Source organism: Algoriphagus sp., assembly GCF_024305035.1.
Classification (GTDB): Bacteria; Bacteroidota; Bacteroidia; order Cytophagales; family Cyclobacteriaceae; genus Algoriphagus.
On sequence record NZ_JAMWZB010000033.1, the window covers coordinates 37,801 to 51,575 of the forward strand.

General features: G+C 38.9%; 11 protein-coding genes. All 11 read right to left on the reverse strand.

All coding sequences use genetic code 11. The annotated features are described in order from the left end of the window. Positions 1–4: 4 nt before the first annotated feature. The gene (locus Q0L00_RS16625; protein ID WP_297338017.1) at positions 5–2,140 is read right to left on the reverse strand and encodes a bi-domain-containing oxidoreductase; all 2,136 of its coding nucleotides are present in this window, start codon (positions 2,138–2,140) and stop codon (positions 5–7) included. Continuing rightward, positions 2,137–3,666, reverse strand: a complete 1,530-nt coding sequence (locus Q0L00_RS16630; RefSeq protein WP_297338018.1) for a Gfo/Idh/MocA family oxidoreductase — start codon at positions 3,664–3,666, stop codon at positions 2,137–2,139. Before Q0L00_RS16630 ends, Q0L00_RS16625 begins: the two co-directional genes overlap by 4 nt. Beyond that, a complete protein-coding gene (locus tag Q0L00_RS16635) occupies positions 3,657–4,676 on the reverse strand; it encodes a glycosyltransferase (protein ID WP_297338019.1) in 1,020 nt (339 codons plus the stop codon). Before Q0L00_RS16635 ends, Q0L00_RS16630 begins: the two co-directional genes overlap by 10 nt. Before the next feature lie 3 nt (positions 4,677–4,679). After that, the gene (locus Q0L00_RS16640; protein WP_297338020.1) at positions 4,680–5,729 is read right to left on the reverse strand and encodes a glycosyltransferase; all 1,050 of its coding nucleotides are present in this window, start codon (positions 5,727–5,729) and stop codon (positions 4,680–4,682) included. Further along, positions 5,716–6,687 (reverse strand): glycosyltransferase family 1 protein, encoded by a 972-nt coding sequence (locus Q0L00_RS16645; protein ID WP_297338021.1) that lies wholly within the window; start codon positions 6,685–6,687, stop codon positions 5,716–5,718. Before Q0L00_RS16645 ends, Q0L00_RS16640 begins: the two co-directional genes overlap by 14 nt. Further along, positions 6,681–7,724, reverse strand: coding sequence for a glycosyltransferase (locus Q0L00_RS16650; protein ID WP_297338022.1), 1,044 nt, complete (start codon positions 7,722–7,724; stop codon positions 6,681–6,683). Before Q0L00_RS16650 ends, Q0L00_RS16645 begins: the two co-directional genes overlap by 7 nt. Next, positions 7,721–9,055: a hypothetical protein gene (locus Q0L00_RS16655; protein ID WP_297338023.1), complete on the reverse strand. Its 1,335-nt coding sequence runs from the start codon at positions 9,053–9,055 to the stop codon at positions 7,721–7,723. The genes Q0L00_RS16650 and Q0L00_RS16655 overlap by 4 nt, the downstream gene beginning before the upstream one ends. Next, entirely contained in the window at positions 9,055–10,896 is a 1,842-nt protein-coding gene (asnB, locus tag Q0L00_RS16660) for an asparagine synthase (glutamine-hydrolyzing) (protein ID WP_297338024.1), read from the reverse strand. The genes Q0L00_RS16655 and asnB overlap by 1 nt, the downstream gene beginning before the upstream one ends. 1 nt (position 10,897) lies before the next feature. Continuing rightward, positions 10,898–12,076, reverse strand: a complete 1,179-nt coding sequence (locus Q0L00_RS16665; protein WP_297338025.1) for a glycosyltransferase — start codon at positions 12,074–12,076, stop codon at positions 10,898–10,900. Beyond that, a complete protein-coding gene (locus Q0L00_RS16670) occupies positions 12,073–13,245 on the reverse strand; it encodes a hypothetical protein (RefSeq protein WP_297338026.1) in 1,173 nt (390 codons plus the stop codon). Before Q0L00_RS16670 ends, Q0L00_RS16665 begins: the two co-directional genes overlap by 4 nt. Continuing rightward, the coding region (locus Q0L00_RS16675; RefSeq protein ID WP_297338027.1) for a glycosyltransferase family 61 protein at positions 13,242–13,775 on the reverse strand (534 nt) is incomplete at its 5' end. The genes Q0L00_RS16670 and Q0L00_RS16675, both read right to left, overlap by 4 nt.

Below are 13,775 nucleotides of genomic sequence, written 5' to 3' on the forward strand. Positions count from 1 at the left end.
TAAATCAAACTTTTTCCCAAGTGCCAGTACTTAGACTGCGGATGGAAGCCAATGCCGCTTTACTCACATTAAAGAGTTCCTCTGGCCGGATGGGTACCTCTCCTCCATTTTGAATAAAATCAAAATAACTTGCAAACTGATTTTTATGGCCTTTATCTAATTTAGTTTTTAAGGATTTAAAACCAGAAACTCCAAAACCTACAGTTGATCTAAAATTATCCATAATTATGGTTTTTTCGTTCCAATACACCTCTAACCGTTCCTTACTGTATGCTTTTGAGCCATTAGAGAAGTAATTTATTACCGAACTGCTTCCATTCTCATGCTTGAGTAAAATACTTCCATTATCAGTATTTTCCTGGGGTTCCAAGCCAAGGGCATTCATACAAACTTCACGGATAGGAGAACCAGATAAAAAAACTGCGAGGTCTAAAAAATGACAAGCCTCACCAATAATTCTTCCACCCCCGACCTTCATGTCATGCACCCAAACATTTGACGGTATAAATCCGGCATTCATCGTGGCGATGAGCTGAATTGGAGTTCCAGAATTTCCCAATGCTTTTTTAATAGCTTGGGTGTGGGGGGAAAATCTTCGATTAAATCCAACCATCAGAGATGCCTTATCTTGACTCCAATACGTTTTTTCTACCGCATGAAGCTCATCCTCTGAGATGGCTAAGGGCTTCTCTACAAACACATGCTTCCCTTTATTTAGGCTATCCATGACTAGTTTTGCATGTGAATTATGCCTTGTGGTAATAATTACATGATCTACCTCGAGGTCGTTTAAGATCGCCTCATTATCTGTAGTGGAATTTTCAATTCCATGCTTTTTTGCCAATTGGGTCCCTGTAAGTCCTCCTGCTGAGGAAATATACTTCAACCGAATAGGCAGATTCTTGATTGCTGGGAGCATGGTCATTTTTGTAAAGTTTCCAGCTCCAATAATCCCAGCTACTCCTTTTCCTTTTCCAAACTTAGGGGAAGAAATTTTTAAAACATGACCTGAATCATCCTTGTTTTTAGACTCGCTTTCAGGATATACCAAAATACTGGCAATCGATTTGGAGGTACCGATTTCACCATAAATCTGAAAATAATCGGCAAGGGCTACTTTTTGGGTAATTAATGGTTTAACATTGAGTTTACCTGATTGAAGGGAAAATAAGATCGATTCAAAATTTCGCTTTTCTGTCCACCTCACATAGGGTAAAGGATAATCTATTCCCTTTTGCTCGTAATCATCATCATATCTACCCGGACCATAGGAACAACTCACCTGAAAACTAAGCTCTTTTTCATAAAAATCTGCTCTAGAGATCTCCAGCCCTATTACACCAACTAAGATGATCCTGCCCCGTTTTCTGGACATTTTAGCTGCCTGTGAAATAATTTCATTTGACTTGGCGGATGCCGTTATAATCACCCCATCAGCCCCGATCCCATCAGTAAGTTGCATGACTGTCTTAACCGGATCAGAAGCTCCTCCGGGATTAATGGCAGTTACGCCAAAACGTTCGGCAATCGCACATTTTTGAGGATCTAGATCAATTCCAATGACCCGACATCCATTGGCGATTAACATCTGAGCAGTCAACAAACCGATCAAGCCTAACCCGGTAACTACAATGGTTTCTCCAAAAGTCGGGTTGCAAAGTCGGATTCCTTGTAGCCCTATTGAAGCAATCACGGTAAATACAGCTTCTTCACTGCTTACTCCATCTGGGATTTTGGCAACAAGATTCTTTGGAACATTGACATATTCAGCATGGGGTCCATTGGATACTACCCTGTCTCCTACTTGTATTCCGCCCACACCTTCCCCTACTTGTTGGACTACACCGACGTTACAATACCCTAATGGAAGAGGCTGTTCGAGTTTATTGAAGACCGTTTCTAGCGTAGGAATTAATCCTTCGGCTTGGATTTTATCCAACACCATTTTAACCTTGTCAGGCTGTTGTCTTGCTTTTTGAATTAAATTGGCTTTGCCAAATTCCACTAACATTCGTTCGGTACCCAGTGAAACCAAAGAATGTGTGGTTCGGATTAAAACAGCACCTTTCGAAACCATAGGTGCCGGTAAATCTTCTAATCGTGTTTCTCCGGTTTTAAAGGACTGTATAATTTGTTTCATATATCGTTGGGCTTGAGAAGCTGTAAGCGAATTAAATCTTCCAGTTCCAAACTTAATTTTGTTGATTTTAATGTCTTTAACTCGTCTCCCTTTTCTTTATTCTGAATGGAACGGCCTATTTCATCATACATTTTTCTCAGATAGGCGAGTTTATCCGTTCGGTAAGATCTGAGTATTCGGCTATTGGATTCACTTTCATACCTCATGGAGTCTTGAATGTATGCTCGTTTTCCAGAAACTGTAAACTCTACATATTCACGCATTCCAATTCGGTTGGATCCCACATCAGAAAGAGAAATTACTCCAAAAGCCCCGTTTGATAAGACGATTTGAATCGTTAATTCCATTGGATTGGGTTGAAATACTTTTAAATCAGTCCAATCCGGATAATCGTTGATATACAGAAAATGATCAATCCAATGGCATCCATTTGAAATAATCCTACTTCCCGAAACAGGCCAGTTGTACCAGTGATACTCATTTAAAGGAATTTCAAAAACTGTCGCCTTGAAATTAATGGGCTCCCCTTTGGTAACTGCTAAATCTTCAAAAATAAAGTCATTAAAGATTTGATAGCGCTTTTGAAAACATTGATAAAATGGCGTCTTTTTTTCTTCCAAAGATTTCAATACCCTTTCATAATCCTCCCAATTGGTTGCAACAGGCTTCTCAATAACAGGAATAATGCCGTGATTTATCGCCATTTCAGCTAGACCGGCGTGGGTATGGTGAAACCCCGCAATTAACCACACTGGATAAGCAAAATCGTCTCGATCCGGAAGTGGGCTAGTAGATACAGCGTCAACTTCAGGTTTTAAAAGAAGGGCAGGGTCTATTTCGTGAATTTTAGCTAATCGAACATGGGGGTTGAGGTAAGGTAACGTAATTGTTCTTGCGTAATTCCCATATCCAAAAAGTACCGAAAATATTCCGTTGCCTTTTTTTGGTTTTGCATTGAATTGAATCTCCTTTTTGCTAGGAAAGGCTTCCCCTATTTCTTGAAAAACCTGACCTTGAACCAAGGATTTTAACTCATGCATTTGCGCAGAACTCGGAAACTGATCTTTCCCAGAGATCGTAGGGAAACAAAAGGATAAATCCTTGAGCAAATCTTGGTATCGTTCTGGATCTGCTAAATTAGCCCAACCTTTAGGTAGTGTATCTTGAGGCTGAACTTCAAGGATACCTTGTTCAGAAACCGCTAAAAAAGATTGATAATTTTGTGCTGAAGGATGAAAAAACCAACATAACCCTTTTTCGGTTTTCCCTAAACCCGCCACCATCCATTTATCATTCCTGATTTTTTCAGAGACTGATCGTGAAAAGGACTTTCGAATGACGTCTATGGGCCTGTAGACTTTAAAATAATTCCAGATTTTTCTCCATTTGGACCCCGTATAGCTTATTCCACTATTCCCACTAGGCATTAAAGCCACATAGGCTATGGGCTCTAAAGCCAGCTCACCTGAATTGACATAAGGGTTAGGTAAGTGATGATATAATTTACCATTAAATCCTAGTTCCATAAATGAAATCGCTCGAGTAGGTTTACCACTGAATTAGAAATGATAAGTTTAGGCTCTGGAAGTTCTTTTTCCTGGCTAAGGCGAATCGCCTTGGAAATCGATTCGACCGAATAGGGATTAAACGTGGCTGAAGGCTTAATGACCTCATGAACAAAGGGTAGATCAGAGGCAAGGACCGGCATTCCATATTGGGCAGCCTCAAGTAATCCTAGGCCAAAACTTTCCAGCGAGGAAGGAAAAATTAAACAGCCTCCCGTTTGATATATTTCCGATAAACGGGTGGAATCGCACCAGCCTAAATTTTTAATTTTTATTCCCTGAGCCGCTGCTTGTTCAATTTGTTGAATGAGTTGAGGATATTGCTGACTTATCGTAAGGTAAAGACTCATCTGTGGATGGTCTTTGCTGGCTTGGATAAAGGCAGGGATCAGTTGATGGTGCATCTTATTCGGATGCCCATCGGAGATGTAATACAACTGATTTTTATTTCTTTCTTTCTTTCCTAGGGTCTCTGCAATCGGTTTGAAAAATGGAATTCGTTTGATCTGAGAAGGCGATATTCCCCAATGATCTTGCAGCCCTTGCTCCATAAATTTAGTCTGGACCAACCAATGATCCGTATTTCTTTTAAGGTATCTGACAACCCAGGATTTTAACTTATAACTGAATGCAGTTTTAAACTCAAATTCAGAACCGGTATAGAACAAAACAGAATTATGCAAATAGGTATCTACCTTTGCTTTTAATTTAATTGTAGGAGGAACATTCCCAAAACACAGGACATATTCAAGCTCAGATTTATATTTTTTATAAAAATTATGGCGCTTTTTTAAGCTATTCGGCAGAAAAGTAGTTCTAGATTCAGGCAAGTGAGCGAAATGGTCTCTTACTCGATTATCCAACAAAAAATGAATCCCTAGACCACTATTCTCAATTTCATCAATTAAGTATTCCAATAGCACTTTGCCCCCGCTATTATTGATAAATATGGCATCCAATAATAATTTCATAGCCTAGAGCGAGAAAAAAGAATCTACAGCGGATTTTGGACTAATTCGTCGGGCTAAGGATTTACTGTTTTTTCCCATTTGTATTTTTTCCTCCAAAGTGAGTGAATAATAATCGTGCAATTTTTGAACGAGTTGACTCAGATTTAAGGGATCAAAATAATACCCATTATATCCTTCTTTTAGAAAAACAGGCCCTGAACCTACCTGATCAGAAAGTACCAGCGGCAAGCCCATGGCAGCAAACTCATGAACTACCACTCCAAAAGGTTCATGAATACTAGGCAGACAAAATAAATCAGAATCCTTGCCATGATTGATCAATTCTTCTTGTGATTCAAAAGGATAGAACTCTACATGAGGATGACTCACCCGGTAATCAGCTGGATTTCCACTTCCTACTATCCGTAAAAATAGCGTAGCTGCTATACTGGAAGGTAAAGCCTCAAAAGCGTCAATCAATCGCTGAACATTTTTATTGGCTGAAAGCCTTCCTACATATAGGATTCTAGTAGAATTTAGTGGACTGGTATGCTCAAACCATTCTGGCGAACAGGTAAGTAGATTAGGGATTATTTTTGATTTTGAAAACCCCACATTTAGCGCGAAGTTTTCTTGCCTAGGCCCAGGCACCCAGATAAAATCAAAATATTTTCTATATAGCCAATAACCGAGCACCTTTCTCATTTTATCTTTCAGGGTTCCTTTCCATTGGTTATCACAACCCATAATTCGAATCGTTGCTGGCTTACTTTTTTTAAACGCCAAATTCGCTTTTAAATAAAGTTGATCCATCCTTCCAGAGGTCCAAATATGAGTGGGATCGAAATCAAAAAATAGCTTCTCAGCCTCCGGCCAAGACAGTTTGCTGCGAGGAATCGCTGTCAAAGTAGAAGATGCTTCAAAAGAAAATGGCGTTAACCGTAAATGATCCCAATAAACTAACAGAATTTCAGTATTCTTTCGGCGCTCCATTTCTTCAAGGACACCTAAGGTATAGGGCATCACTTCAGAATAAAGCACCAAAACTCGGGTATCAGTATTAAATCTGCTCATACAGCGCTAAATAATTCTGAGCAATGGTCTGGACTTGATACTGCTGAAGATTTTTTTGGCCCAATTCAATTAAACTTTCTCTTAGTTGCGCTTGCTCTATCAATTCAAGTAAACCCTTTCTAATTTCATCAACACTGAAGGGATCAACTACTAATGCCCCTTCTCCAGCTGCTTCAGGCATGGCCGAGACATTCCCGGTTACTACCGGTCTTTGGGCGGCTTGAGCCTCTAGAATGGGAAGACCAAATCCTTCATATTCAGAAGCAAAAAAAACAATATCTGCGTCCTGATAAGCTTGATTTAATCCTTGAGAATCTAAATTGATCCGCTGTTCATACTGAATACCAAAATCTCGAAGGAGTTGAACATGTGAAGAATTTTCCAAGCGATTGATCAATAAAAGTTTCACGTCCAATCCCCTAACCGCATGGATGAGTCTTTCCAAATTCTTATTTGTCCCACTTCCGATTTGCAAAATGACAGGAATTTCATGGTTAGGTGCAGGACTTGGTTTTATAAATGGGAGTACCGGATTTTTAATGACCGTGATTTTTGAATCAGGAACGCCTGCATACTGAATCAGCTGGTTTTTAGTGAATTCTGAGATGGCAGTGATATGCTTTACCCGATTAAATGGGATATCCATCCAAAGTTTTTTATACGCTTTTTTCTTCCATCCTTTCAAAGACCTCGTATAATGACCAATATCATGGACAGTAATGATGGTATTTTCTTTTGGTAAACCCAAAGACAAATAATTTACGTCCCCTGTTATGTGATTGATAGGTCCTTTGTTTTTAGAAGCCCATTGGATGGATTTTAAAATCCCTAGCTCATCGGGCTTCTTAAACACATTTACCTGAATACTTTTTACGAGCTCCTTTCTAATTGTCTCAAAAAGTTGCTCAAAGGTATAATTTCCGACTCGATTATCTCGATCGAAATGATGAACTAGCATTCGTTTATCAAAAGATTTAATTGTTCCACTAGTGACTTTGCTCGTTGGTCTAAGGAATGTTCCCTTAATGCCCTGTGATACCCTGCTTGTCTTATTTTTTCTCTTACCTCTGGTTGATTCAAGAACTTTGTAATTTTTTGAACCAATTCTACTTCATCTTCAAAAAAAGCAGCTTCTTCATCCTCTTTATAATAGGTAACAGATTGTTCGTTTCGCTCATGAAGCAGAAATCCACCACTGGCTGGAATGTGAAAAGTTCTGGAGGTGATCAAATCTCCCGAAGAGGCCCCGGAAACTTGCTCGGATAAAAAACCGAGGTTAATTAAGGATGCACTGATCGCAGCGGCATATAAATCCCCTAAAATTTGTCTTCCCTGAATAAATGGTTTAAGAAGGGAATTGGTTGATTTATGCCATTGCTCACCCCATACTTTAAGTTTGATGGAAGGAAGTTTCTCCACAAGATACCCCAAGAGTTTTTCTTTCTTTTGTGAAAAAGTTCCAATAAAGGATACTTCACAAAAGAATTCCTCAGGAATCAAGAATTGATTTATCGGTCGGTGAATTTCCGGGTCAAATCCATGAGGAATGAACGATGCAGAAGAAATGCCCAACTGGGTTTTTAAATCAGTTATCCCAAAAGTTTTGGTAGTAAAAATATGATCGTATACGGGGAGCGTTTTGGGAAGTAAGTTTCCATGGGCTCGAAAACTCACATCCGGAAAAAAATTCACTAAAGGTGTTCCCGATTTCTTCATGAGCGCTAGGGTTTCAGGATAAACAAACGCCCCTTTATAAACCAATACAATATCGGGTCGAAAAATCTGAAACTTGGCCAAAATCTCTCGATTATATTCCCTTAGAAATTGATTTCGTGACAGTTTGGCAATTACTTTTGGCAATAAACTTCGCGCTTCTAAAGGAATCTGATAAAATTCATCTACGATTTCAATAAGCGCACCCTGTCGTGCGATGGCTTTAAAAAGCCCACCCGCATTGCTGCCTCTCCAAATAGGACCAACGCATAGTAATTTCATTCCTGCTTCCTTAAAATTATACTCATAAACAGGAGCAATAAATAAATGGATAAAAAGGTAATCAGAATCTGAAGATCAGCACCTAGCCCCAAAAATGCGGTTAATAACAAATAGACACCAAAATAAGTCCCTAATAAATTAAATCGCTTATCATAGAAACTAACCGAACCCCAAAGTAACTTCAAAAACACACCAACAATTATCCCTCCAATGGCTAATCCAGACCAGCCGAAATCCAAAAATAACTGCCCAGGTATAGTCATATTAATAGAATTATTATACCAATCTTCTGTTTCAACGGCAGCGCCGATCTGAAGCGCAAACCACACCCCCAAAGCAATCGTCGGTTTTTCGGGCCAAAGAAATCTGGGAATAAAAGCGACCAAAAGAGGGGTCACGCTCGTGCCTTGGTAGTATCCATTCTCGACGACCAAACCACAAATAGCAGAAATCTGCGCTATATTAGAACTTCGATCAAACGCACTTAAATTATCATCTTCTTCAATCAATACACTAGTATTAGAGTCTAATGCAGAATTAAGCTGCATTACTCGATCTAATCCCACCCCAATCTGGGAACGATTCTCTCCAAAAAATTCGAAAAAACTGTAGAATAAGGCAAATACAATAAAAACTGGAATTAATTTAACATTCAATAGTTTGGAAAAGCTTCCAGCCCCCAGAAAGAAGCCAATTAAGAAAACTAATATCGGAAGAAGCATTTCTATTCGCAGGTAAGCGAATAGTAAGGCATTGAATGTGACTGCAATCATGGCTATGATTGCCTTCACAAATAAGGAGGATTTCTGGTATTTCCCTGCTAAGCGGGAAAGGATAAATACCCCTACGATGGGAAAGAATTCGATGACCATTTGGATACTTCCAGGAAAGGAGAAGAAAAGCCAAAATCCCTTTAAGGCAAAAAGAACGGTTAAATAAAATATCCAATCCACAACCCGTTGATTCTGTTTTACCTTTAAATAAATTTCTGGAAATTTTATGTTTTGAAATAAATCATATCCTAATCCTATAAATTGATTCCCTAGAGCAAACACAAGAGAGGCAACAGGGAATAAGTAAGGCTCTGCATAAGGAAAATTAATAAGATAGTTCCCTGACTCATGACGGTAAATAATACTCAAATTAGCCAAAGAGACCACCGTTAGACCTAAATAGTAAAAATGAATTAATTCAAATTTCCGATCTCCTCGAGTTTTTATGAGTAATTCGATAAGTAAAAATCCAAAAATAGTCAGGGTACACCCGTAAGTAGGAAACCAAAAGTAGACAAAAACATGAATTGCAATCCAAATGAGGTGTTTTAGAGCCATTATGCTTTGAATTCAACGTTCATCCGTTCACTAGTCAGCAAAATCGAATAGGTTCGGTATACTCTTAACTGAACTTCCACAGGGACAACCTTATTTTTCAATTGATTTAAGTCGGCTAAACATTTCCCTCGGACTTCTGGTGGAAGATCTTGATTGAAACGTACCGAAATTTTCTCAAAATCGGATTGAAGGATAGCCAAAAGTGGGGTGTGAAATCCGATTTTATCTTTTCTATCAAGTACTGACTCGGGAAGGAATTCTGAACAGGAATCCCTTAGCAACGACTTTCTTTTCCCATCCTTTAAAAATTCATCAGGCCTAATTTGCATTAAAAACTCTAGGATTCTATGGTCTAAAAATGGGGTTCTACCCTCTACGCCTTCATTCATAGCATTTCGATCATCATAGTGAAGTAAGTGCGGCAAATGGATTTCAAATAGGGACTCGTTGATCAATTGATCAAATTTGATGGGAGAAACTAAGGTTATTTTTCTCTTATTTACTTTCCATGCGCTTGGAATAAATTCCTCCCGTTGACTTTTTCTTGATTCCCGGAGCCTTTTCTCCATCCTTGGCAGAAGAAGGGCCATCCAAAATTTCATCCAATTGGCCTTCCCCCAATGAAGATTTTTAAAATTTCGTATAAATCGTCTAAATTTCCCGCGCTTCAATTGAGCGGCTAATACCCCTCCTAAGCTGTGATCATACCCGGCAAAAAGTTCATCTGCCCCCTGCCCTCCTAATACTACTTTGATGCCTGAGTTTTTTGCTGCCTTCATCAACAAGCCATGGGCACTAATACTCGGATCTCCAAACGGTTCCTCCTGAATATCCAAGGATTCTTCCAGGAGGTGTTCATAGGAGATTTTACCCAAATCTACGTAATGAATGGTAATTCTTTTTTGATCAAATCGCTTAATTACATCAGCTACATAGGCAGATTCATCTTTGGGATCACCAGGGTTTTGTGCCGTAAAAATATGCAAATGTCCGGTGTGATATTTCGCCAGTATCCCCGCTATGATGGAAGAGTCTATTCCCCCGGAGAGCGTTATTCCAATGGGAACATCGGCCAAAGTCTGTGAAAGGACAGCTTCCACGATTAATTCCTTTAATTTTTGCCTTTCTTTTTGGCCGAAGGATTTTCTCCGGATTGTTTGGACTGGAATCTCCCAGTACTTTTTAGGATTGATTTTTTTCTCCCCAATTTTAAGATAGGCAAAAGAGGCAAGCGGAAACTGAGTGATTTCATTGTAGAACGTTTCCGTTCCTAAATGCCCATAATTCCCACTCGACAAATATTCAGAAACAGCCGTGGTATTGAAGCTGAGTTTATTTTGAAACTTTAAAAAAAGTTTAATCTCAGAACCGAAATAAACCTCATCCTGAAGGAATTGATAATAGAGTGGTTTTTGTCCAAATCTATCCCTACTAATAAAAAGAACTTCTTGTTCTTTATCCCATACAATCAGCGCCCACATCCCCACCAACTCTGACAACATGTTATCGCCCAAAAGACAAAAGAGTTCGAGTACAGTTTCGGTATCAGAATGGCCTCTGAATTGGAAATCAGCCAAATACTTTTCTCTAAGGTCTAGATGATTATAAATTTCCCCATTGAATGCAATACTATACCTACCGCATTTGGAAATCATGGGTTGATCGCCCCCACTTGAAAGATCCAAAATGGATAAACGGGTATGCCCCATCCACATATTCCCAAGATTTAGATCAGACTGCCTATCCGGACCTCGATGCCGAATAATTTCCAAATCATTTCGGTCTTGTACCGATTTAACATGGGATAGGTGCGGAGATAAAAAGCCAGCTATTCCGCACATATTAATGAGTGAGTTTGTATTTAATTAAGCGCATCATGGCTAAGATGTCAGAAGGTAATTTTGAGGATCGAGATGGCTTTTCCACTTTTTCTTGAGGATTCAAATTCGAAGCAAAAGTTTCATATCGGTTCCAGCAGGCCTCCATACTAAAATGGGAATGGGCTAATTCTATGGCTTGATGAGGAGTCGAACTGGGGTCAAATTTTGTTGTTAACTGGATAAAACTTTCCAAAGCCTTTTCTAGGTTTCCAATGGGGAACAGAGATAAAACTGAAGTGACATTGGGTAAAGAATCTAAATCTTCTACTCCACTTACCGCTGAACTCATGACTTGGCACCCTGCTGAAAGTGCTTCCATCACTGCAACGGACATTCCTTCATAATTTGAGGTTTGAATTAGAATTTGGGATTGACTTAAATAGTCAAAGACTTCTTGGTTTGGAATCCAACCCAAATAATGGACTTTTTTTGATAGTCCATAATCGGTAAAAGTATCCTTTAACTGATCCAAATCATTCCCATTTCCAATAAGAATTAGCTCCCATTCTGGATCTTGAGCACTGATTTTCTGAAAAACCTTAGGGAGATCAGACACTCTTTTTTGCTTTTCCTCTATTCGACCGACAAAGCTTATCCATTTTTTCTTCGTTACAATCGAAGGCTTTTTATTCAGTGTAATTCCGCAAGGAATAACCTGATGATCTTTAGGGATTTTCACCTTATTTTTTATCCGCTCTGACACCGATACAAATCCAGCCACAAAATCCCCATACCTTTCGGCTAACTGATAATAGTAGTCATCATCACTATGCAAAACCCCTATAAAACAATAAAGATTTGCCAGTTCTGAACAAGCTCTCCAAACTGCTTGATCATCTGAGGGAATTAAAATTGAACCTAAAGGAAGATTTTCAAGGATCAGTTTTTTATAGAAATCGACCCTATGTTCCATGCTTCCCAATTCAAACCTGAAATCAACGGGTGGGGAAATCAGACCAGAAGTACCCTCCAAAATCTCCGAAATTGGAAGCTTACCCGAAGATGAAATAAATGGACGTTGAGGGGAAGGTGCTAAAAGTCTAACCTCACGACGATGTGCAATTCCTGATTTAAAAAAATCCATCATCCAGGAGGTCACTCCACCCCGATGGTAAGGATGAGTGACAAGACCCCAAATCATGGTTCAACTAATCGTTCAAACTGCTCACCAATTCGCTCTACCGAATACTCTTCCAAAAACTTTTCATTTGGCCTAAAGAGACGGTTGACTAGGTCCTTTTTTTCCTTAAAGGCACTGGACCACTTAAGATCTATATAGTTGTGTACGAATGGTTCGCCAAACTCTTGTTCAAATCCACCCGCATCCTTACCCAGGATGAGTATTGGTTTATCAAAGCGGCAATATTCATAAAACTTGGAAGGGATACCTTTTCGTTCATTTACCTCCCAGGACAATAGGCAGAGTATATCTGAAGAACTCACTTCTTCAAACAAACTTTCTTTATCCAACCAACCTAAATAGATTACTGGAATGAGAACGGATAGCCTGCTTTCAAGTTCATGGTAGGTTTCTTTACTCCCCGCAAATTTAAATTCTATATCCGTATTGGGAACATGGATAGTTGCCCAGGATAAAAACACAAGCAAGGCGTCAATATTTTGAAAATTGAAATCGATAGATCCGTAGTAAAAAATAACCAGTTTGTTCGGATCTGTCTTATCTTCAGCCTTGATCTTATTTTCAATTGCGTGAGGGATATGATTAACCTGTCCAAAAAACTCTTCCAGTTCCCTCCCCCATTCCTTACTCACACAACTCACTACTGGCTTTTGCTTTGCTATACGCTTGTAGAAATAATTTAAAGGGACCCTTCCTAAGGAAGAGTAAAAGCCCTCATACATGGGGTCTTGAAAGTCAAAAAATAAGGGAACCTTATAACGCTTAGACACTAAATACCCTAAATACAGAGGCCCACGAGGGGTAAAAAAGCATAAGACAGCATCAAACTTTACCTTTTCATTTTTTAACCGATCCATGGCCATTTCTGACCAACTTGAAGAAAAATCTCCTTTCGTAAATGCAAAATAGGCCGTCCTAATCTTCTGAATCCATCGGTTTTTTAATACCGGTTTAAATCGATAGGGAATTCCTTCTAATTTCAACTTTGCCCCATCAGCAAGCAAGCGATGCTCTTGAATGGTTCTTTTGTAAGAAAATAAAACCGTAATTTGATATCCTTTTGAAGCTAGATACTCTGCTACATATTTTGGTCTTTTTACTAAAGCGGTGGTTTGTTTGGAATGAAACCCTTCGTACTCATAGCAAATAAGAAGAATCGATTTCTTCATTTTTCAAATTTATTTAAAAAATCTCTCAGACAATCTGGGTTTAACCTGAAGTTCGCATTCTTATCCAGATCTTGCCCATAGATCAAGTTGTGCTCAAAACCGTATTTTTTACAAATATTTTTATAATGTTCGGGGTGAAAATCTAAATCAGGAGCGATTTCAAGTACCTGAAGACTTCCCCCCTTCTTGAACAAGGTATTGGTGAGTCCAGCTCCATGAATTCCGATCACAAAACTTGCCGAAGAAAATAATTCAACTTGCTCCATCAAGCTTAATTTATTGCAATCCACTAATTGAAACCCAAATTCATTCAAGATCGGAATTATTTCCCCCATGTTTCGAATAGACCGACCCTCTTTCGAATTTCTAACGATAAATATTCTTTTGGATTCCGATAAGTTTGAATCTGGCCTGAGCAGATCTACTACTTCATCTAAGGAAGTAGAAAGAATATCCTCTTTAAATAAATAAAGCTCTTTGGCATAGATATATTCTGATTCGGACTGAACAATTAACTTCCGTTTTTTGGT